The following is a 20,572-nucleotide window of genomic DNA, read 5'->3' as shown; positions in this document are numbered from 1 at the left end:
GTCAATGCCGCCCCCTCGCCAATCGCCAATGAGTGGTTATGATGGGATTCCCGATCAACCCCACTCCGGTGCGCCATGCCGCGAAAGAAACCCACCCCGACGTCCACCACAGGCAGCGTCCTCAAAGCTGCCACAACCCAGCCCACCCTCACCTCCCTGCGCGGCGTCTCCGACTGGCGCGAAGCGGCGGCATGGCTGAGGGCTCGCGGCATAGAGGACGTGGAGTGCATCACGCCGGACCTTGCAGGCGTGCCGCGCGGCAAGATGATGCCTTCGTCGAAGTTCACTTCGAACACCTCACTGGCGCTGCCTTCGGCGCTCTATCGCCATACGATATCGGGCGAATATCCGGAGGAAACCGCCAACTTCCGCTATGAGCCGCGCGACAGCGACCTCAAACTGATGCCGGATCTTTCGACGCTTTCAGTCGTGCCCTGGGAAACCGATCCGACGGCCCAGGTGATCTGCGACATCGTGGATACGACCGGCCAGGCCGTCGCCTATACGCCGCGCAATGTCCTGAAGAACATCGTCAACCTCTACAAGCAGCGCGGCTGGAAACCCGTCGTGGCGCCGGAAATCGAATTCTATCTCGTCGCCAAGAACGACGATCCGGATTATCCGCTGCGTCCGCCGAAAGGCCGCTCCGGCCGCTCCATCCTCGGCGGCCAGGGCTATTCGATCGCCGGCATCAACGAGTTCGACGAGCTGATCGACGACATCTATCATTTCTCCGAAAAGCAGGGATTAGAGATCGATACGCTGATCCACGAGGAAGGGCCTGCCCAGCTCGAGATCAACCTGCGCCACGGCGATCCGATCGAGCTTGCCGACCAGGTTTTCCTGTTCAAGCGCACCATCCGCGAGGCGGCGCTCAAACACGGCATCTACGCCACCTTCATGGCCAAGCCGATGCAGGGCCAGGCAGGCTCGGCGATGCATATCCACCAATCGGTGGTCGATATCGCGACCGGCAAGAACGTCTTCTCCAATCCCGACGGATCGCCCTCCAAGGAATTCTTCCACTTCATCGGCGGCATGCAGACCTATGTGCCGAAGGCGCTGGTGATGATGGCGCCCTATGTGAACTCCTATCGCCGCCTGACCCCCGACATGGCGGCGCCGGTCAACAATGCCTGGGGTTACGACAACCGCACCACCGCCTTCCGCGTGCCGGTTTCGGATGCCGCGGCGCGCCGGGTGGAGAACCGCTTGCCGAGCTCGGACGCCAATCCCTATCTGGCGCTTGCCGCCTCGCTCGGCTGCGGGCTGCTCGGCATCCTGCGCGCAATCGAGCCCGACCCGCCGACGGAGGATTCGGCGAACGAAGGCTCGATCGACCTGCCGCGCGGCCTGCTCGAGGCGGTGTCGCTGATGGAATCCGAACCCGCGCTGACGGACGTGTTCAGCCCCGAGTTCATCGGGCTCTATGCGGGCGTCAAGCGCGGTGAGTTCGAGACCTTCATGCAGGTGATCAGCCCATGGGAGCGGGAATTCCTGCTTCTGAACGTCTGAGTAACATGAGTACCGCATCGTGAATTCATGGCAGAGCCCCATAGCGCCCGGCATTTCCTGGTATCAGGCGACAATCGGTGAACGCCCCGTCTATCCCGCGCTCGACGGTTCCAGGACCGTCGACGTGGCGATCGTCGGCGGCGGCTTCACCGGCCTGCAGGCGGCCTACAACCTCGCCAAGGCTGGCGTTTCGGTCGCGCTGATCGAAGCCTGCCGGCTCGGCGACGGCGCTTCGGGGCGCAATGGCGGCCAGTTCGGCACGGGTCAGCGCTCGTGGCCGGAGGAGCTGGAGCGGAAGATCGGCTACGAACGCTCCAAGGCCTTGTTCGACATGGCCGAGGACGCCAAGCGCCATCTTCTCGACTTCGCGGCCGCTCACGGCATCGATATCGACTACATGCCGGGACAGATGAACGTCGCCCACAAGCCCGGCTACGAGAAGGAATATCAGGCCAATGCCGAGATCGCCGCGGAGCGTTACGACTATCCGCATCTTTCCTTCATGGACGCACGCGAGACGGCCGAACGGGTCGGCAGCAAAAGCTATTATTGCGGCGTGCGCGACACCGGCACCGGCCATATCCACCCGCTGAAACTCCTGGTCGGCCTCGCCCGCGTGGCGAAGGAGGCCGGCGCGCAGATCCACGAGATGACGCAGGCGACGGCGATCAGGCGTGCCTCGGGCAAGATCATGATCGATACGCCGAAAGGCACGCTCACGGCCGACCGGGCGCTGATCGCGACCAATGCCTATATCGGCAATCTGGAACCGGTGACGGCCGCGCATGTGATGCCGATCGGCTCCTTCATCGCCGCGACCGCGCCGCTCGACGATTTTCCGGAGGTGCTTTCAGGCGGCGAGGCGGTTGCCGATTCGCGCTTCGTGGTGCGCTATTTCCGCAAGTCGCGTGACAATCGCCTCCTCTTCGGAGGCCGCGAGGTCTACTCGTCACGCAATCCGCAGGACACCGCCGATGCCATCCGCCGCCAGATCGTCGAAACCTATCCGGCACTGAAAGACGTCGAAGTCACCCATGCTTGGGGCGGCAATGTGGGCATTACCATGCCGCGCCAGCCTTTCGTGCGGGAGGTCATGCCGGGCGTCACCTCGATCGGCGGCTATTCCGGGCATGGCGTCATGCTGTCAAACTATTGTGGCAAACTCTATGCTGATATGGTCGGCGGCAAGGCGACGGACCTCGATCTTCTCGAGGCGCTCGACGTTCCCGCCTTCCCCGGCGGGCGGCACCTGCGCACGCCGCTGCTATTCCTTGCCTTGACGTGGTTTGCCCTGCGCGACAGGCTGTGACAAGGCGCCGCGCCAACAAGTTATCCGCCATGCCCCAAATCGGGCTAGCCTTTTTAAATCGATTAGATTAAACAAGCCTCCAACCATACGAAGACGAAAGACCAGCGTATGAGCAGCCAGATCATTCCTGTTGAACCCTTTGATTGTGTCGTATTCGGCGGCACGGGCGACCTTGCCGAGCGCAAGCTCCTGCCGGCCCTCTATCACCGCCAGATCGAAGGCCAGTTCAGCGAGCCGACGCGCATCATCGGCGCCTCACGCAGCACGCTTTCCGACGACGAATATCGAAAGTTCGCGGACGATGCCCTGAAGGAGCATCTGAAGAAAGGCGAATACGACGAGGCGGAAGTCAAGAAATTCTGCCAGCGGCTTTTCTACGTTTCCGTCGATGCCAAGTCGGACCAGGGCTGGGATGCGCTGAAGAAGCTGCTGGACGACGGCAAGGATCGCATCCGCGCCTTCTATCTGGCCGTGGCTCCCGGCATTTTCGGGCCGATCTCGGAAAAGATCCGCGATCATAAACTGATCACCAAATCCACGCGGATCGTCGTGGAGAAGCCCATTGGCCGCGATCTCGCCTCGGCGCTGACACTCAACGACACAATCGGCAGCGTCTTCCGTGAAGAGCAGATCTTCCGCATCGACCACTATCTCGGCAAGGAGACGGTGCAGAACCTGATGGCGCTGCGCTTCGCCAATGCGCTCTACGAACCGCTTTGGAACGCCAATCATATCGACCACGTGCAGATCACGGTGGCAGAATCCGTCGGCCTGGAAGGCCGCGCGGGCTATTACGACACCGCCGGGGCGCTGCGCGACATGGTGCAGAACCATATCCTGCAGCTTCTCTGCCTGGTCGCCATGGAAGTGCCGGCCTCGATGGATTCCGAATCCGTCCGCGACGAGAAGCTGAAGGTGCTGCGCGCATTGAAGCCCATCACCGAAGCCAATGCCGAGCAGGTTACCGTTCGCGGCCAGTATCGTGCCGGCGCATCGGCCGGAGGTCCGGTCAAGGGCTATCTCGAAGAGCTTGAGGGCGGCGTCTCCAACACCGAGACCTTCGTCGCCATCAAAGCGGAGATCGGCAACTGGCGCTGGGCGGGCGTGCCCTTCTATATCCGCACCGGCAAGCGGCTTGCCAACCGCGTTTCGGAAATCGTCATCACCTTCAAGCCGATCCCGCACAACATCTTCGACCAGTCGGCTGGGCGCATCTCAGCCAACCAGCTCATCATCCGGCTGCAGCCGGACGAGGGCGTCAAGCAGTCGCTGATGATCAAGGACCCCGGTCCCGGCGGCATGCGCCTGCGCGAGGTTTCGCTCGATATGAGCTTTGCCGAATCCTTCTCGGTCCGCAATCCGGATGCCTATGAGCGGCTGCTGATGGACACGATCCGCTCGAACCAGACGCTTTTCATGCGCCGCGACGAGGTGGAAGCCGCATGGCGCTGGGTGGACCCGATCCTCAAGGGCTGGGAAGTGACCGGCCAGCAGGCGCAGGGCTATACCGCCGGCACCTGGGGACCGAGCCAGGCCATCGCACTGATCGAGCGCGACGGCCGCACCTGGCATGAGGGGTGACGGCGATGACGGCGAAGCTGCATTCTTTTTCCGACGCCGCGACGCTGGCCGAAGCGCTGGCGGAAGCGGTCTCCTCGCGGCTCGCCGCGGCCATCGCAGAGCGGGGCGGCGCATCGATCGCCGTCTCCGGCGGGTCGACGCCGAAGAAATTTTTCGAGGCGCTTTCGGCCCGCGATATGGACTGGTCCAAGGTCGCGGTCACGCTGGTGGACGAGCGCTTCGTGCCCGCCGACAATCCGCGCTCGAACCATCTTCTGGTCGCCACGCACCTCCTGATGGGCAAGGCGGCGGCCGCCCAATTCTTCCCGCTCTACTATGACCGCGCCTCGATCGGCGAGGCAGCGGCTGTCGCCACGGAAAAGGCTGCCGGCATCGGCAATCCCTTCGATGTCGCGATCCTCGGCATGGGAACGGACGGCCATACGGCCTCGTTCTTCCCGCATGGCAACAACCTGAAGAGAGCGCTCGATCCTTCCGGTCCGCGCGGCGTGCTGACCATGACGGCTGACGGCGCCGGCGAAGAGCGCCTGACATTCTCCTTCGCCAGCCTTTCGGATGCCCGCTTCCTGGTTCTGCATATCGAGGGCGAAGGGAAGAAAGAGGTCTTGGAGAAGGCGAAATCCGGCTCCGACGAGATGGAGATGCCGATCCGCGCCGTGCTCAATCGCGCAAGCTCGCCGGTCGATATCTATTGGGCGCCGTAAGGCGCCCCATGCCGGCTACCCGCCGGAAACATTGAGAGAACCCGATCCCGGCCGGCTTCGCGCCCCTCCCAAGCCGGGATGGACGAAGAGGACTAGACCATGGCCGCCCATTCCAGCATAGAGGCGATCACCGCCCGTATCGTCGAACGATCGAAGCCGCATCGCGAAGCCTATCTCGACCGCGTACGGCGCGCTTCCAGCAAAGGGCCGCACCGGGCGGTCCTCTCATGCGGCAACCTCGCGCATGGCTTCGCGGTCTGTTCCCCCGCCGAGAAGGAGGCGCTCGCGGGAGACGTCATTCCCAATCTCGGCATCATCACCGCCTATAACGACATGCTCTCGGCCCACCAGCCTTATGAAACCTATCCCGCGATCATCCGGGATGCGGCGCGGGAGGCCGGCGGCATCGCCCAGGTCGCCGGCGGCGTTCCGGCCATGTGCGACGGCGTGACCCAGGGCCAGCCGGGCATGGAGCTTTCGCTCTTCTCGCGCGATGCGATCGCCATGGCGGCGGGCATCGGGCTCTCGCACAACATGTTCGATGCCGCCCTCTTCCTCGGCATCTGCGACAAGATCGTGCCCGGCCTCGTGATCGCCGCGCTCAGCTTCGGCCATCTGCCGGCCGTCTTCATTCCGGCCGGTCCGATGACCACCGGCCTGCCCAACGACGAGAAATCGCGAATCCGCCAGCTTTACGCGGAAGGCAAGGTCGGCCGCGCCGAGCTTCTGGAGGCGGAATCGAAATCCTATCACGGTCCCGGCACCTGCACCTTCTACGGCACCGCCAATTCCAACCAGATGCTGATGGAGATCATGGGCTTCCATATGCCGGGCGCCTCCTTCGTCAATCCCGGCACGCCGCTGCGCGACGCGCTGACCCGCGAAGCGACCAAGCGGGCGCTCGCCATTACCGCACTCGGCAACGAATTCACGCCGGCCGGCGAGATGATCGACGAGCGCTCGATCGTCAACGGCGTGGTCGGCCTGCATGCCACCGGTGGCTCGACCAATCACACCATGCACCTGGTCGCCATGGCGCGAGCGGCCGGCATCCAGCTCACCTGGCAGGATATTTCCGAGCTTTCGGACATCATACCGCTGCTGGCCCGCGTCTATCCGAACGGGCTTTCCGACGTGAACCACTTCCATGCCGCAGGCGGCATCGGCTTCCTCATCAAGCAGCTCCTCAAGAAGGGTCTGCTCCACGATGACGTCCGCACCGTCTTCGGCCATGGACTGGAAGCCTATACCGTCGAAGCCAAGCTCGATGCGAACGGCTCCGTCATGCGTGAGCCGATCCCGGACGAGAGCGGCGATCCGAAGGTGCTCGCCCGTATCGAGGCCCCCTTCCAGCCGACCGGCGGTCTCAAGATGCTGACCGGCAATATCGGCCGGTCGGTCATCAAGATCTCCGCCGTCAAGCCGGAGCGCCACGTCATCCAGGCACCGGCCATCGTCTTTCATGACCAGCAGGAAATGCAGGACGCCTTCAAGCGCGGCGAGCTCAACCGCGATTTCATCGCCGTCGTGCGTTTCCAGGGACCGAAGGCGAACGGCATGCCGGAACTTCACCGCCTCACGCCGCCGCTCGGCGTGCTGCAGGACCGCGGCTTCAAGGTGGCGCTCGTCACCGACGGGCGCATGTCCGGCGCTTCGGGCAAGGTGCCGGCCGCGATCCACATCACGCCCGAGGCTGCGGACGGGGGCCCGATCGCCAGGATCAGGGACGGAGACATGATCCGCCTCGACGCGGTCGCCGGTACGCTGGAAGTGCTTGTCGACGCCGCCGAACTTGCCGCCCGCCCGCTTGCCGAAACCGATCTTTCGGAAAACGAGTTCGGCATGGGCCGCGAACTCTTCGCCAGCTTCCGGCGCAATGCGGGACCGGCCGACCAGGGCGCCAGCGTGTTTGCGTGAATGAGAACCACTCGCATTCACGCATAGAACAGGCTATAAGACCCTATGGCAAAGAGTTCAGCACAATCCGTGATAACCGTCCGTGACACGAAAACGGGGAAGCTGGTCACCGTACGTGGCGCTGGCTCGCTAAAGGGTATCGATCTGCCGATAAACAAAGGCGTCGACCTGACCAAACCGATTGCGCCCCAGGTTCTCAAAGAAGAACGGAAATAGGCTAACGGACCTTGGCGGGAGTTCTGCTCGATACCCACGCTCTCTATTGGCTGGTGAAAGGGGCAGACCTCTCAAACGAGGCCCTTGTCGCCATTGGTCAGGGCCAAGCTGCCGGAAACCTCTATGTTTCTCCCATCACCGCCTGGGAATTACCGCTGGCGGTGCGCAAACCCAACAATGCTCCGCAGCTCGGCGATGCGACGGTGTCAAAATGGTTCCGCGCCGCAATTCGGGAAACTACCGCGAAGGTTGCTCCGATAACCCACCGAATTGCGCTGGAAGCTGCGGAAGTTGTTGCTGTGACCGGCCACAAAGATCCCGGTGATTGCTATCTCATAGCAACGGCAAGAATTAAGAAAATCCCGCTTGTTACACGGGATAAGGCGATAGCCGAGTTGTGTGTCCCAGGATACCTCGAAATCATAGCCTGCTAGGTGGAGATTTCGAGCCGCCCTTTCAGGAGCCGCTCACCAGCTGCGAATATCCAGCGTCCGGTCGCGATGGCTGGGGTGCGTGCTGAACACGAAGATACGGTCCAGGTCCTTCTGGCTGAGAAGGCTTAGGAAACGCACATCGATCGTGTTGTTCATGTTGGCGCGCATCAGCAGACAGCCGATCTTGGAGATGCGGGCGTCCGGAATATCGAGATAGAACTGTTCCGGCAGCTTATACTGCGTCAGCAGGCCAAGAACGGCGCCGCTGCGGGAGATGCGCAGCACGTCGCATCGGCGTTGCGCCATGTTCAGCACGCCCTTTTCGGTATACTCGATGCGCGCCGCATTCATTGTGTCTTCCATCTTGAACCGGCTCTCCCGGTCGTACATGAAAGACTCTTCTCTATTTAGAAAATGATTTCCGCTACTTGCTGCCGCACCCACGACCTGTCTCCCTTTCCGTTGGGAGGACGCATCCACGTCGAGCCGCAACGGGTTATTTCCGCGCGGGGTCATTCCCTGATGTATTCGGCTTCATCGCCTTACGCAGAAAAAAGACTAGCCGATGAAGTTTAACAGAGCGTTTGAAAGACCTTAGCAATTAGCGGCGATAACTCTGGCCGGCTGTATCGAAGAGATGCAATTTCTTCGGATCGGCCGAGAAACGCATGGTCTCTCCCTTCTTCACGTCGAGAATGCCGGGGATCTTCGCGATAATCGGCTCCTCGCTCGTGAGACCTTCCACATAGAGCAAAGTCACCTCGCCCAACGCCTCGACGATCGAGACCTGGCCTGCGAAGAGGTAATCCTCGCCCGTTGCGATCGTCAGGTCCTCCGGGCGCACGCCGAAACTGGCGACGCTCCCCTTTTCCGAGGCGGCCGACGGCACCGGCACACGCACCGACTTGCCGCCCTTGAGCTCCACGACCGTCGCCTCACCCGTCTCGGTCACCGTCGCCGGAATGATGTTCATGGCCGGAGAGCCTATGAAGCGGGCGACGAAAAGGTTGTCCGGTCGCTCGTAAAGTTCCAGCGGCGCGCCGACCTGTTCGATGCGGCCGGCGGAAAGCACGACGATCCGGTCGGCCAGCGTCATCGCCTCCACCTGATCGTGCGTGACGTAGATCATCGTCGTATCCGGCATGGATTCGTTAAGCTTGGCGATCTCGATACGGGTGGCGACGCGCAGCGCCGCATCGAGATTGGAAAGCGGCTCATCGAAGAGAAAGACCTTCGGATCGCGGCAGATCGCCCGGCCGATCGCCACACGCTGCCGCTGACCGCCGGAAAGCGCCTTGGGCAAGCGCTCGAGATAAGGCGTGAGCTGCAGGATTTCCGCCGCCGCGCGGACCCGCCGTTCGATCTCGTCCCGGCTCTCACGCGCGATCCGCATGCCGAAGGCCATGTTGTCGTAGACCGTCATATGCGGATAGAGCGCATAGGACTGGAAGACCATGGCGATGCCACGCTTGGAAGGAGGCACGTCGTTGACGACCTGTTCGGCGATCCGCATCTCGCCGCCAGTGATGCTTTCCAGGCCGGCGATCATCCGGAGCAGCGTCGATTTTCCGCAGCCGGAAGGGCCGACGAAGACGACGAACTCTCCCTGTCGTATCTCCAGATCTATCCCGTGGATCACCTCCACCGAACCATATGCCTTCCGGATATCCTTCAGAACGACGCCGGCCATGTTGCCCCCTCTTCTTCTCTATGCGTGGCGGGCGAAGAACGCCCCCCAGGCGGGCAGTTCCACCCGATTGCCTTCCCAGCCGTTTTCGAAACCGTGGCCGGTCAGCACCTCCCAGTCGCCGATCGGCAGTTCTGTCGCGATCGGCACCGCGCTTACATTGAACATGCACAGCAGCACCTCATTGCCGTGCTGCCGCTTATAGGCAAGCAGCGAGCCATCCTGAGGCAGGAAGAGAATATCACCCTTGGCGAAAGCCGGATGCAGTTTGCGGAACGCCAGAAAGCGGCGATACTGCTCCAGCACCGAGGCCGGATCGCCGTATTGCGAGCTGACCGCCCGCATCTGGTGCTCTACCGGGATAGGCAGCCAGGGGCGTTCGGCCGTCGAAAAGCCCGCCTGCAGCGCCTGGGCATCCCACACCATCGGCGTGCGGCATCCGTCGCGCCCCTTGAACTCCGGCCAGAACTGAATGCCGTAGGGATCCTGAAGGTCCGCGTAGGCGATATCGGCTTCGGTCAGCCCCAGTTCCTCTCCCTGATAGATGCAGACGGAGCCGCGCTGGGTGAGCAGGATCGCCGAGAGCATCCTGGCATAGGCGTCGCGATCGAGAACCTCGCCCCCCCAGCGGCTCACATGGCGCACCACGTCGTGGTTGGAGAAGGCCCAGCAGGCCCAGCCATCGGGGGCGGCCGCGGAAAAGGCGTTCTGGACATTCCTCACGCGCTCCGGCGTGAGCGGATCGGGCGCCAGGAATTCGAAGGCATAGCACATCTGCATCTTGTCGTTGCCGGAGGTGTACTCGCCGACGATCTCGAGCCCGCGCTGGCTGTCGCCCACCTCACCGACGGCAGCGATCGCCGGAAACTCCTCCAGGACAGCGCGGAAACGCTTGAGGAATTCCAGGTTCTCCGGCCGGTTCTTGTCGTAGATATGCTCCTGGAAATTATAGGGATTGACGGCGGGGGCCGTGGCCGCATTCCGGCGCGAAGGCTCGAGCGAAGGGTTGTCCCGCAATTCCTTATCGTGGAAGTAGAAGTTGATCGTATCCAGCCGGAAGCCATCGACGCCGCGCCGCAGCCAGAAGCGCGTCATGTCGAGCAGCGCATCCTGCACTTCGGGATTATGGAGGTTGAGATCCGGCTGCGACATCAGGAAGTTGTGCATGTAATATTGCATGCGCGTCGGGTCCCAATGCCAGGCGGACCCGCCGAAGATCGACAGCCAGTTGTTGGGCGGAGTGCCGTCCGGCTTGGCATCCGACCAGACATACCAATCGGCCTTGGGATTGAAGCGGCTCGACCGGCTTTCGAGGAACCATGGATGCTGATCGGAACTATGGGATATCACCAGATCGACAGCCTTGAGGCCGAGCCGGTGCGCCTCGGCGATCAGGCCGTCGAAATCCGACAGCGTTCCGAACATCGGATCGACGCCGCAGTAATCGGCAACGTCGTAGCCGAAATCCTTCATCGGCGAGGGAAAGAACGGCGAAATCCAGATCGCGTCGGCACCGAGCGCCGCCACATGCGAGAGGCGCGCGGTAATGCCCTTGAGGTCACCGATGCCGTCACCGTTGGAATCCTGAAAGGAGCGGGGATAAATCTGATAGATGACGGCGCCGCGCCACCAATCCTTGTCGGGGGCCGCATTGTTCTCGGCGAAAATAGCCATTCCAAATCCTGTTTCTTGTCAGTTTTATCGCTGTTTCAGCCGCCTTTTACCGAGCCGGCCAGCAGGCCTCTGACGAGATACCGCTGGAGGAGGAAGAAGACGAGCAGAGGAACGACGATGGTGATAAAGGCGGATGCGGTCAGAATTTCCCATTTCCCCCCCTGGGAGCCCAGAAGCGCGTTCAAGGCTCCCGTCAGGACGAGCTGGTCCCGTCCGGTTCCGAGGAAAACCATGGCCACCAGAAGATCGTTCCATGTCCACAGGAACTGGAAGATCGCGAAAGAGGCAAGAGCGGGGAAGGAGAGCGGCAGGACTATCTTCAGGAAAATCTCGAAATCGCTTGCGCCGTCGACCCGGGCGGATTCGATGATCTCCTTCGGCAGGCCGGCGATATAGTTGCGCAGAAGATAGATCGCGAGCGGCATTCCGAAGGCCGAATGGGCAAGCCAGATGCCGGCATAGCTTCGCGAAGGCACGCCGAGCAGGCCGCCGATTTCGTTGTACATCCTCAGAAGCGGAATGAGCGACATCTGTAGCGGCACGACGATCAAGCCCACCACCATGGCGATGAGCAGCGCCCGGCCGGGAAACTCCATCCACGAGAGGGCGTAAGCCGCAAAGGCGGCGATCAGGATCGGGATGATGGTGGAGGGAATGGCGACCGTCAGCGAATTGACGAAGGCCTGGCCGATCCCTTGCGAGGTGAGGACAGTATTGTAGTTTTCCGTTGTGAAGGACGGCGGCGTGGCGACCTGGAGATAGACGCGGCGTCCCCTCTCCCCGTCGAAAGGGCCGGCCTTTGCATAGGTGTAGCTGCCGTCCTCGTTGATCGTCAACGTTTCGCCGTCGCCGAGATCGGTCGGCTGCCCAGCGGGATAGGCGGCCGGCTCCTGTACGCGCGTGCCGAAGGCCCGGACCGTACCGCCCTGCCCTTCCTCGAAGACCGAGCCGGAAATCACGTAATTGGCACCCTCCTGCCGTGCGGTCGAAGGGTCTGCGAGCCTTGCGGCGCTCGTCTGGGCGGCGCTGGTGAAGGCCGTCCACCAGCCGGACGAGGTGATCTGCGCCGGCTCCCGGAAGGATGTCATCAGGATGCCCAGGGTCGGGATCAGCCAGACGATGCAGATGAGAAGCACCGCGAAATGGACGACGAGGCGCGGAAGGCCGATGCGGCGCAAGCTTGCTGCGGCATTCATCTCAATGGTCTCCCGTTTCCCGGTTCGCCTGCCGGATGTTCCAGATCATGATCGGGGTCACGGCCGCCATGATGACGAGCGCGATCACGGCGCTTCGGCCGCTGTCGCCGCCGCCGCGGAACATCCAGTCGAACATGAGATTGGCGAGCACCATGGTGTTCCACTGGCCATTGGTCATGGTCAGTACGATATCGAAGACCTTCAGCACCAGGATGGTGATCGTCGTCCAGACGACCGCGATCGTGCCCCAGATCTGCGGTACCATGATCTTCCAGAAGATCTGCCAGCCGTTGGCGCCGTCGATCACCGCCGCCTCGATCGTCTCTTCCGGAATACCGCGCAGCGCGGCTGACAGGATCACCATCGCAAAGCCGGTCTGTATCCAGATCAGGATGACCATCAGGAAGAAGTTGTTCCAGAAGGGCAGCGATATCCAGACCTGCGGATCGCCGCCGAAGAACTGCACGATGGCGTTCAGGAGGCCGATCTGCGTCTCGTTGCCGCCGCGATATTCGTAGACGAACTTCCAGATCACCGAGGCGCCCACGAAGGAGATCGCCATCGGCATGAAGACGAGGCTCTTGGCGATATTGCCCCACCATATGCGATCGGTGAGAACCGCAATCACCAGGCCGAAGAAGGTGCAGGCAGCCGGCACCACGGCAAGCCAGAGGATATTGTTGAAGATCGACTGGCGGAACTGCGCATCCGAAACCGCCCAGCGGTAATTGGCCAACCCGACGAAGTTGACGCCGGAGCGATCGTAGAAGGAGAGCACAAAGGTCGCGAGCACCGGATAGACGAGGTAGACGACGAGAAGAATGAGTGCCGGCCCCATGAACAGCCAAGGCCGCACGACCGCGCGGCGATTGAGGTTTACCGAGGCGGCGCGGACATTGCCTTCGGGCACCGGAAAGATGACCTGCAGCAGCTTGTCCGAAAGCCAGTAATACAAGGCGCAGGCGAAAACGCCGACGATCACCGCCCCGAAGGCCGACACGATCTGCGATGCCATAAGTGCCCCTCTCGCTTAAGCCTGTTTCATACTGCCCCTCATCCGCCTTCCGGCACCTTCTCCCCACAAGCGGGGAGAAGGTATATGCCGCACCCTCCCGGTCCCCCTCGCCCCGTTTACGGGGAGAGGATCGCCGAGCGAAGCGGAGGCGGGGTGAGGGGCTGATTCATCGAGCGCCTGTCCGGACCTATTTCAGACCTTCCCAGGCCTTCTGGATATCACCGGCAGCCGTCTGAGCATCCTTGCCGCCGACATAATCGACCATGCCGGTCCAGAAGGCGCCCGCGCCGATCTTGCCCGGCATCAGGTCGGAGCCGTCAAAGCGGAAGGTCGTCGCCGTGATCAGAAGCTCGCCTTCCTTGCGCAACGTGTCGTTGCCATAGGCCTCGGGCTTTACACCCTTATACGGCGTCAGGAAACCGGACTGGGCCATCCAGACCTCGTGGGCGATCGGGGTCTTAAGGAACTCGATAAAGGCCTTGGCGGTCGGCGAATCCCTGGTGATCGCCACCAGCGTTCCGGCGCCGAGGACCGGTTTGCCGAGCTCCGGTTTCGAGGCATAGGTTGGCATGTAGAAGAAGTCGGCATCCGTACCGAGTTCCTTACCTTCCGGGAAGAACGACGGAATGAAGGATGCCTGGTGATGCAGGTAGCACTTCGGCGGAATATCAAAGAGACCCTTGGGACTGTCGCGGAAATCGGTCGAGGCTACGGCCGCGAGCCCGCCGCTGACATATTTCTCGTTCTTGGCGAATTTGCCGAATTCCTCGATCGCTCCGACAACCGCCGGATCATCGAACTTGATTTCATTGCTGACCCATTTGTCATAGGTCTCCGGGCTCTGGGTGCGGAGCATCATGTCCTCCACCCAGTCCGTCGCGGGCCACCCCGTTGCGCCGCCGGAGCCGAGGCCGATGCACCAAGGCACGCCGCCATCCTCCACGATCTGGTCGCTGAGCTTGATCAGGTCTTCCATGGTGGTCGGGACTTCATAGCCGGCTTCCTCGAAGTTCTCCGGCACGTACCAGACCAGCGACTTGACGTCCGCCTTGTATGGAAAGGCATAGAACGCTTCCTGACCGTCCTTGCCCTTGTAGGTGCCATACCCGATCCAGCTCTCGCCGGCCCCGTAATTCTCCTTCACCCAGGTGGCGGTCTCCTCGCCGAGCGGCGTCAGGAATCCCTTGGCCGACAGATCGGCGAGCAGGCCCGGTTGCGGCAGGATGGCGATGTTCGGCGGCGAACCGGCCTGCGTGTCGATGACGATCTGCTGTTCGTAGTTTTCCGAGGAGGAGTAGCGGGCATCGATGCCGGTCGCTGCGATGAAATAATTGAGGACGCTTGTAAAAAGCGCCTCATCCTCCCCGCGCCAAGGACCGAAAACCGTCAGCGGCTGTCCCTTGAGGTCCGAATGAGCGGCCTTGAAATCCTCATAGCTCTTCCAGTTGAAGCGGGAATCCTCGCCCGGCGGGAATTTCAATTCCTGCGCGCCTGCCGAGCCCGCGACAAGGGCTGCAAGAGCGGCGCCCATCAAAAGCGATAGCTTCATCACATTCTCCTCCCGTTTCGTTCCATTATGCATGGTCGAACTTCAGCCTGCCCGGAAACCCGAAGCATGGGAAGAGATTTAACGCGCCTCCGGGGGAGTCAATACCCCTCAAGACAAGGGGGATTTGGCGCGGCGCGCGGAAGGGTCAGAATTTTGGGATCGGGCGGCCCGCCGCACGATGGGCGGCAATCAGCGTATTCGCCATCAGCATGGCGATCGTCATAGGGCCGACACCGCCGGGAACGGGCGTGATCGCGCCGGCGATTTCCGCGCATTCCGCAAAGGCCACGTCTCCGACCAGTTTGTTCTTGCCCTCGCCCTTTTCAGGTGCGGGGACGCGGTTGATACCCACGTCGATGATGGTCGCGCCCGGCTTCACCCAATCGGCCTTCACCATGCCCGGACGACCGACGGCGGCGACCAGGATATCGGCATTGCGGCAGATGGCGGGCAAATCGCGGCTCTTCGAATGTGCCATGGTGACGGTGGCATTGGCGGAAAGCAGCAGAAGGCCCATCGGCTTGCCGAACAGGTTGGAGCGGCCGATCACCACCGCATTGAGGCCGGAAAGATCAGGCCCGTGTATCTTGTTGACGAGGATCATCGCGCCGGCCGGCGTGCAGGAGATGAGACCGCTTGCGAGATCGCCCGTCGCCAGCTTGCCGGCATTGACCACGTTCAGGCCGTCGACGTCCTTCTCCGGCGAGATCGACCCGATGACCGGCTCAGAATTCAGGTGCTTCGGCAATGGAAGCTGCACGAGGATGCCATGCACGGCAGGATCGGCATTCAGCTCGCGCACGAGCTTTTCCAGCTCTTCCTGCGTGGTCTCTTCCGGCAGGCTGTGCTGGATCGAGTTGAAACCACACTGCTTTGCCATCCGGCTCTTGGAATTGACGTAGGCGTGGCTTGCCGGATCATCGCCGACGATGACCACCGCAAGGCCCGGCTTGGTGCCAGTCAGGTTCTCGAGCGACGCTGCCGCCTCGCTTACCGCGGTGATTACGGATGCCGCCGCTTCTTTTCCATCGATCACGAATGCCACGTGCGTGTCTCCCGTTTTTCGCCGTCAATCTACAGAGCAGCCCAATCTACAAAGTGGCAAACTGCAGAATTTGCCCGTCAGCGCCCTATGCTGTCCTCGAGCGGAAAATGCAAGGATCTTGGTGTCGCAATCAGCGGCCGGAAGCGGCCCGCCGGGCGGTATAGGACTGTACCCGTTCGCGAAGCTCCGCCATATCGCGGCGCAATTCGAGCACCTCCTCCTGGCGGCCGGCGGCCCTGACCCTCTGTTCAGCGATTGCGGCGGCGACCAGCGGCGGCAGGTCCGCCTCGCGCTCGGGAATGCGGTTCGCCATCAGGATCGCGCGGATCCGATCGCCGAAGGGAGTATCGTTGGCAGCCACGTCATGCGACGGAGCAGGAGCTGCTTCCTCTTCCATTACGTCAGACGAAGCGATTTCCACGTCCAGCGGCGGCTCTTCCCTCGTCTCGCCGGCGTTCTCCACGGCAAGCAAGTCCTCGTTTTCCAAGAGAGCATCGATGTCGATTTCCTCGGGACGCCGGCGGGTGAAATAGGTGAGCGTGCTTCCGAGAGCAAAACCGGCAGCCCCGCCAATGCCGGCAAGCACCAGGGAAGAGGGACCGAGAGGCCGGGCATTCCCGGCATTCGCGGCCGATATGACCTGAGCCGCTGCCGGCGCGGGGGTGGAGGTCGCCTTGGAGCGCCGCATGGCTTCAAGATAACGGGAACGCGCTTCCTCCGCCTCGCCTTCCAAGGCCGCGAGCTTGGTTCCGGTTTCGACCATCTGCTTGTCGGGTGATGTCTTCCGCTGCCTGGCTTTAAGTTCCGCGAGCCGCTTTGCCGTCGCCGCTTCCTGATCCTTCAGGGAGGCTTTCAGCCGGTCCAGCGCCTTGCCGATATCCGAGCGCACGCTGTCGACAGCGGCCTGAGCGGCGAGCAGGCGCGGGTGACGCGGACCGAGCTCGGCCGAGAGCTGATCGACTGTAAGCTTCGCCTCGACGAGCCTTTGCCGCTGATAGTCGAGCGCGGTGAATTCGAGGCTGTTCGGCAGCGGATTGTCGAGGACATCGGCCAGCGTCATTTCCGATGCCTGGCCGAGTTTCCGCCTGAGGCCGGTCAGTTCCGCCTCGGTGCCGGAGACCTGCGCGGCCAGCGCCCTCTCCTCGCCATCCGCCCGGCGCAGTTGTGCGAGCCTCGTGCCATCGACGCCGGCAAGAAAACCGGAGAGATCAGCCTGGGCCTTCTCGAACGCCTGCCGGAGATTTTCCAGCGCCGGATCAGCGCGCCGAAGGCCGGTCGCCGCCGTTTCGTCGCGCAGCATGCCGCCCAGCGCATTGGCTATGCGGGCCGCCTCATCCGCCCGGTCCGCCGTGACCGAAATCGAGACCTCGCCGGTAGCGGGATCGTAGCGCACCGCGATCGCCTCCGCGAGCCGGCGGCGAATTCCGGCTTCAGCCTTGCCGACCGTCGTTTCCTGGCCCGAGACGATGTCGAGAACGAGCCTGAACACGCTCGTGCGATCAACCGCGAACTCGCTGCCGCGGCCGAGATCCAGCTCCCGGATGAGATGATCGAGATGGGCCTTCGAGCGCAGGTTCGCCGCCGCTTCGGCAATCGATTTGTCGTCCGCATCCGCGGCTTCGACCTTCAGCCGCGTCTCGGCCGCGAAGTCCCTCGGCCAAAAATCGTTGAAGAGGAGCGGCAGGACAGCCCCGATTGCCGTGAGCGCAGCAATCTTCAGGAAGGCACTTCGCAGACCCAACCACCGGCCCGATGAGCGCGTGACATCATGCGGGATCGGCAGCAGCCGTTCCCGGTCAGGAGTTTGCGTATGCTTCTCGGGGTCGTACATGGATCATGACCGCGCTAACCGACGGCGCAGGCCCGCGCCGCCATGATTAAGGCAGCCTAAATTTTCATGGCAAAGAAAAGGTTAATTCCTCAAGCCGCTGCGCTTGTTTCGAGGGGCGCGGTGGCCGCAGAGACCCTGAATGCCGGCCTCTCTGCCACGAAGCCGGCAAGCTTGGTGCCGGTCATCATGATGAGGCCGGTGTGCAGGGAGGAAAGCTGGGTTTCGATGCGCTGCTCCTCAGCCGGGTTGCTCGCCTGCACGAGGATCACATCGAAGACATCATTTCGATATTCGGCGATTTCCGAAGCGGCGATCGCCACGATTTCATGCCAGGGCGCATGGATGGAAAGCTCTTCGCGCAGCCGCCCGATGCCACTGGCCTCGTCTCCGACAAGCGCTACGCGGCGGCCCTCGGCGAGAAAGGTCAGAAACGCCGGTACGAACTGGTCCGCCCGGAAATGCGTAGGAGCGGAGCCTTTTCGGGTCAGGCACTCCCATGCCCTCAACGGCGCACCCGCTGCCGGCAGCAAGATCCGGTGCGAAAGGGAGTTACGATAGGCGGGGTCAACCAGTTGCCGCAGGGCGGCGCCCTCATCGAAAAACGAAACCGCCAGCCTTTGCCGGGAAGTCGCGAGGTGTCCCTCGAAGAAGGCGAGCGCGCCGTTCCAGTCCATCTCCAGCACGGGAAAACCGAAGATATGGCGCAGGGGCGCGAAAGACTGAACGAACATCGACCGCATCTACCACTCGGCACGAAGAAAGCTTGACCTGCTTTCTATCCGCATAGCGGTGAAGCCGCGTTTAAGCCTTTCGCTAAAATGCGAGCGGCCCGCCCGATTTTGCGCCACTTCGAGGCCGCAGTTCAATGTCCCGAGGCAGTTCCGGGATCGTCGACTTTCGCTCCCTCGATGATCTTTACGGGAGCCATGGGATTTCGCCCGCCGCGAGAGGCATTGTTCCGGATGTCCTCTTTCGACAGATAGTCGAGCTGTTCGACCAGAACCTCGGCCACCATTGTATCGCCGAGCTTCCGGTTCATGTCTTCCTTGATGCGGCTGCGGAAGGTCTCCAGGTCGAAGGCGCCGGGGTTTCCGAGATCGACCATCTTGTTGCCGACGAGCAGGGTGAAGAGCTGGTCGGTCATAAGCTCCGTCATCGGCAGCTGGACGGACTTGATCTTCTCCTTGTCCATCATGAAGGAGACGCGCCCAAGGAAGTAGCCGGTGATGGCGCCGTTATCGATCAGCGGAACGGTGATCGATTCGCCGCGCACCAGCTCCAGCATGTTCCTCCTGGCCGCCTCTTCATCGACCGGCGCGGGAGCGGCGGCCATCTGCACGGAAAAATACACCGCCCCCAGAGTGACGACGCAGACCCACAGACCGGTGAGAAGGAGCTTCAGCATCAGTTCTCGCTATAAAGGAATTGTTCCTGGGTGTAGGTGCCGTCGCCCTCCGCCTCGCGGGCGGCGTCCTTCAGGAGATCGGCCACCGAACGCACCGCATGCAGATGCGCCTCGACACGGCGGGCGTTCAGCGCCAGCTTGCTCTTGAGGTGGTGCATCTGGTCGATATGAGCGGCCGCGAACTCCTCGGGATCGGTGCTGCGGAACAGCATGGTAAGTTCGTAAAGGCAACGGCTCTTGTGCGCGTTGGAAACCTTGAGGTCGAACTCGGGATCGCTGCCGATCCTTTGATTCTCATTGTCGATGATCATTTCGAGCCGTCCGAGCACGGACTTGATGCGATAATCGTTCGAAACGGCTTCCATATGTTCTGTCCCGGTATGGTTCATATCAGGCCTCGCCCTTCTCTGTGGCTGAAACGCCAAGTACCTTTCGCTCGAAATCGGTGATCATGCTCATGGCACGGGTGCGGTCATGCTCATCCGTAGTGGCGTTCACCATGCCACCGCGCTCGGCGCGCGCCAGCGCCTGGGAATACATCTGCTCGGCAATGCCGATGCCGCCTCGCTTCGACATTTCCTCGGCGACCTGTTCGGCCATCATGCTCTTCCAGAATTCGCCGGCCGAACCCTTGCCATAAACCTCCGCGCTGTCTTCCGGCAGCATGGAGTTCACGAAGGTCTGCAGGATGCTGGCCTCGAACTTGCGATATTCTTCCGGCATTTCGGCGGTCTTCTTGGAGAGCGCGGCATTGCCGAGCCCCGCCTTCGTCGCCGGTGTGTCGAGAATATCGACGGCCGCGCCGAAGCCGGCGCCGGCTTCCGCCAGACTGGTTGCGGCAAAGGCCGCCTTGTTTGCCCTCAGCTTTGCCTGAGCCGCCTGGACTTCCGTCGGGTCCGCGGCACGGACGACATCCAGGACCAGATCGCTCGGAGGTGATATAGCCACTTCAGCTCCCTTCATCACGACTGCGAAACACCCGCCGCCACGGGTCCACACAGGATTGTCGATTTCCAACAGCGCGTTCCGAGAAAGAAACTACCCTTCGGGGAATCGCGTCAGATGACGGGACTATGACGTGCGAAGCTTGCTGGAGGCTGGCGCGGCCAAGGTCATTTCGAGGAGCTCGTATATGGCGTTGTCCTCTGCCTCGCGATCCTCGAGCACGCGTGCGGCCTTCATGTGGTCTTCCAGGCGGTCGGCCTTGGTGCGTTCTTTCAGCATCCTCGCCTCCTGGGCCTGCTGGATTCCCGCCAATTGCCGCTCCTTTACCGTCAGGCGGCCGAAGCGCTCCGCATATTCATGGGAAAACTGCCGATGGATCGGGTGCATGGAGCCGATCGCCTCGATCACCACATCCATCGATTCGGCTACTTCGACGCGGTGTCGGCTGGTCGCGGCAAGATCGTTCTCCGCCATCTTCTCGAGATGACGTTGCACCGCCACGAGGCGTTTCAGTTTCTCCGACCTGCGTCCCTGATCCGCCGCCATTCC

The 20,572-nt window shown here is 62.1% G+C and carries 19 protein-coding genes; 6 read left to right on the top strand and 13 right to left on the bottom strand.

The features are described from left to right. Positions 1–75: 75 nt before the first annotated feature. The 6 genes from ACE04I_RS11525 to ACE04I_RS11500 all read left to right on the top strand — a co-directional run bounded on the left by ACE04I_RS11525 (position 76) and on the right by ACE04I_RS11500 (position 7,676). A complete protein-coding gene (locus ACE04I_RS11525; protein WP_046794269.1) occupies positions 76–1,515 on the top strand; it encodes a glutamine synthetase family protein in 1,440 nt (479 codons plus the stop codon). A gap of 19 nt (positions 1,516–1,534) precedes the next feature. After that, complete coding sequence (locus tag ACE04I_RS11520; RefSeq protein ID WP_082118319.1) at positions 1,535–2,824, top strand: NAD(P)/FAD-dependent oxidoreductase; 1,290 nt, start codon at positions 1,535–1,537, stop codon at positions 2,822–2,824. Positions 2,825–2,932: 108 nt separating this feature from the next. Next, positions 2,933–4,405: a glucose-6-phosphate dehydrogenase gene (zwf, locus tag ACE04I_RS11515; RefSeq protein ID WP_046794267.1), complete on the top strand. Its 1,473-nt coding sequence runs from the start codon at positions 2,933–2,935 to the stop codon at positions 4,403–4,405. A 5-nt stretch (positions 4,406–4,410) separates the two neighbouring features. Beyond that, positions 4,411–5,109, top strand: coding sequence for a 6-phosphogluconolactonase (pgl, locus tag ACE04I_RS11510; protein ID WP_046794266.1), 699 nt, complete (start codon positions 4,411–4,413; stop codon positions 5,107–5,109). Positions 5,110–5,208: 99 nt separating this feature from the next. Beyond that, the gene (gene edd / locus ACE04I_RS11505; RefSeq protein ID WP_046794265.1) at positions 5,209–7,026 is read left to right on the top strand and encodes a phosphogluconate dehydratase; all 1,818 of its coding nucleotides are present in this window, start codon (positions 5,209–5,211) and stop codon (positions 7,024–7,026) included. Positions 7,027–7,253: 227 nt separating this feature from the next. Continuing rightward, the gene (locus ACE04I_RS11500; RefSeq protein WP_046794264.1) at positions 7,254–7,676 is read left to right on the top strand and encodes a type II toxin-antitoxin system VapC family toxin; all 423 of its coding nucleotides are present in this window, start codon (positions 7,254–7,256) and stop codon (positions 7,674–7,676) included. A 33-nt stretch (positions 7,677–7,709) separates the two neighbouring features. Here ACE04I_RS11500 and ACE04I_RS11495 read toward each other — a convergent pair whose 3' ends face one another. From ACE04I_RS11495 to ACE04I_RS11435, 13 genes are all read right to left on the bottom strand, one after another. Then, positions 7,710–8,066, bottom strand: a complete 357-nt coding sequence (locus tag ACE04I_RS11495) for a hypothetical protein (RefSeq protein WP_046794263.1) — start codon at positions 8,064–8,066, stop codon at positions 7,710–7,712. A 211-nt stretch (positions 8,067–8,277) separates the two neighbouring features. After that, complete coding sequence (locus ACE04I_RS11490; protein WP_046794262.1) at positions 8,278–9,366, bottom strand: ABC transporter ATP-binding protein; 1,089 nt, start codon at positions 9,364–9,366, stop codon at positions 8,278–8,280. Positions 9,367–9,384: 18 nt separating this feature from the next. Next, a complete protein-coding gene (bglA, locus tag ACE04I_RS11485) occupies positions 9,385–11,037 on the bottom strand; it encodes a beta-galactosidase BglA (RefSeq protein ID WP_487207051.1) in 1,653 nt (550 codons plus the stop codon). Positions 11,038–11,072: 35 nt separating this feature from the next. After that, entirely contained in the window at positions 11,073–12,233 is a 1,161-nt protein-coding gene (locus ACE04I_RS11480; RefSeq protein WP_487207050.1) for a carbohydrate ABC transporter permease, read from the bottom strand. A gap of 1 nt (position 12,234) precedes the next feature. Beyond that, positions 12,235–13,248 carry a carbohydrate ABC transporter permease gene (locus tag ACE04I_RS11475; protein WP_046794259.1) on the bottom strand — a complete coding sequence of 338 codons (1,014 nt, stop codon included), beginning with the start codon at positions 13,246–13,248 and terminating at the stop codon, positions 12,235–12,237. A gap of 187 nt (positions 13,249–13,435) precedes the next feature. Beyond that, complete coding sequence (locus ACE04I_RS11470; RefSeq protein WP_487207049.1) at positions 13,436–14,797, bottom strand: ABC transporter substrate-binding protein; 1,362 nt, start codon at positions 14,795–14,797, stop codon at positions 13,436–13,438. A gap of 145 nt (positions 14,798–14,942) precedes the next feature. Next, entirely contained in the window at positions 14,943–15,842 is a 900-nt protein-coding gene (gene folD, locus ACE04I_RS11465; RefSeq protein WP_046794257.1) for a bifunctional methylenetetrahydrofolate dehydrogenase/methenyltetrahydrofolate cyclohydrolase FolD, read from the bottom strand. 130 nt (positions 15,843–15,972) lie between these two features. Beyond that, entirely contained in the window at positions 15,973–17,673 is a 1,701-nt protein-coding gene (locus ACE04I_RS11460; protein WP_487207048.1) for a GumC domain-containing protein, read from the bottom strand. Between the two features lie 89 nt (positions 17,674–17,762). Beyond that, the gene (locus tag ACE04I_RS11455) at positions 17,763–18,413 is read right to left on the bottom strand and encodes a hypothetical protein (protein WP_046794255.1); all 651 of its coding nucleotides are present in this window, start codon (positions 18,411–18,413) and stop codon (positions 17,763–17,765) included. A gap of 122 nt (positions 18,414–18,535) precedes the next feature. Next, positions 18,536–19,078: a hypothetical protein gene (locus tag ACE04I_RS11450; RefSeq protein WP_487207047.1), complete on the bottom strand. Its 543-nt coding sequence runs from the start codon at positions 19,076–19,078 to the stop codon at positions 18,536–18,538. Next, complete coding sequence (locus ACE04I_RS11445) at positions 19,078–19,443, bottom strand: hypothetical protein (protein ID WP_046794363.1); 366 nt, start codon at positions 19,441–19,443, stop codon at positions 19,078–19,080. The genes ACE04I_RS11450 and ACE04I_RS11445 overlap by 1 nt, the downstream gene beginning before the upstream one ends. A gap of 25 nt (positions 19,444–19,468) precedes the next feature. Continuing rightward, positions 19,469–20,026 carry a rod-binding protein gene (locus ACE04I_RS11440; RefSeq protein ID WP_046794362.1) on the bottom strand — a complete coding sequence of 186 codons (558 nt, stop codon included), beginning with the start codon at positions 20,024–20,026 and terminating at the stop codon, positions 19,469–19,471. Between the two features lie 123 nt (positions 20,027–20,149). Beyond that, the gene (locus tag ACE04I_RS11435; protein ID WP_046794253.1) at positions 20,150–20,569 is read right to left on the bottom strand and encodes a hypothetical protein; all 420 of its coding nucleotides are present in this window, start codon (positions 20,567–20,569) and stop codon (positions 20,150–20,152) included. Between the last annotated feature and the right edge of the window lie 3 nt (positions 20,570–20,572).

It is taken from the genome of Rhizobium moroccans (assembly GCF_057559155.1).
This window is presented reverse-complemented; position numbering and strand designations above follow the sequence as displayed.

Coding starts and splice junctions, on each gene's coding strand:
- ACE04I_RS11445 (WP_046794363.1), bottom strand. CDS start 19,443: ATGGAAGCCGTTTCGAACGATTATCGCATCAAGTCCGTGCTCGGACGG.
- ACE04I_RS11525 (WP_046794269.1), top strand. CDS start 76: ATGCCGCGAAAGAAACCCACCCCGACGTCCACCACAGGCAGCGTCCTC.
- pgl (WP_046794266.1), top strand. CDS start 4,411: ATGACGGCGAAGCTGCATTCTTTTTCCGACGCCGCGACGCTGGCCGAA.
- ACE04I_RS11470 (WP_487207049.1), bottom strand. CDS start 14,797: ATGAAGCTATCGCTTTTGATGGGCGCCGCTCTTGCAGCCCTTGTCGCG.
- zwf (WP_046794267.1), top strand. CDS start 2,933: ATGAGCAGCCAGATCATTCCTGTTGAACCCTTTGATTGTGTCGTATTC.
- ACE04I_RS11450 (WP_487207047.1), bottom strand. CDS start 19,078: ATGCTGAAGCTCCTTCTCACCGGTCTGTGGGTCTGCGTCGTCACTCTG.
- ACE04I_RS11475 (WP_046794259.1), bottom strand. CDS start 13,248: ATGGCATCGCAGATCGTGTCGGCCTTCGGGGCGGTGATCGTCGGCGTT.
- ACE04I_RS11495 (WP_046794263.1), bottom strand. CDS start 8,066: ATGTACGACCGGGAGAGCCGGTTCAAGATGGAAGACACAATGAATGCG.
- edd (WP_046794265.1), top strand. CDS start 5,209: ATGGCCGCCCATTCCAGCATAGAGGCGATCACCGCCCGTATCGTCGAA.
- ACE04I_RS11460 (WP_487207048.1), bottom strand. CDS start 17,673: ATGTACGACCCCGAGAAGCATACGCAAACTCCTGACCGGGAACGGCTG.
- ACE04I_RS11490 (WP_046794262.1), bottom strand. CDS start 9,366: ATGGCCGGCGTCGTTCTGAAGGATATCCGGAAGGCATATGGTTCGGTG.
- ACE04I_RS11480 (WP_487207050.1), bottom strand. CDS start 12,233: ATGAATGCCGCAGCAAGCTTGCGCCGCATCGGCCTTCCGCGCCTCGTC.
- bglA (WP_487207051.1), bottom strand. CDS start 11,037: ATGGCTATTTTCGCCGAGAACAATGCGGCCCCCGACAAGGATTGGTGG.
- ACE04I_RS11435 (WP_046794253.1), bottom strand. CDS start 20,569: ATGGCGGCGGATCAGGGACGCAGGTCGGAGAAACTGAAACGCCTCGTG.
- ACE04I_RS11455 (WP_046794255.1), bottom strand. CDS start 18,413: ATGCGGTCGATGTTCGTTCAGTCTTTCGCGCCCCTGCGCCATATCTTC.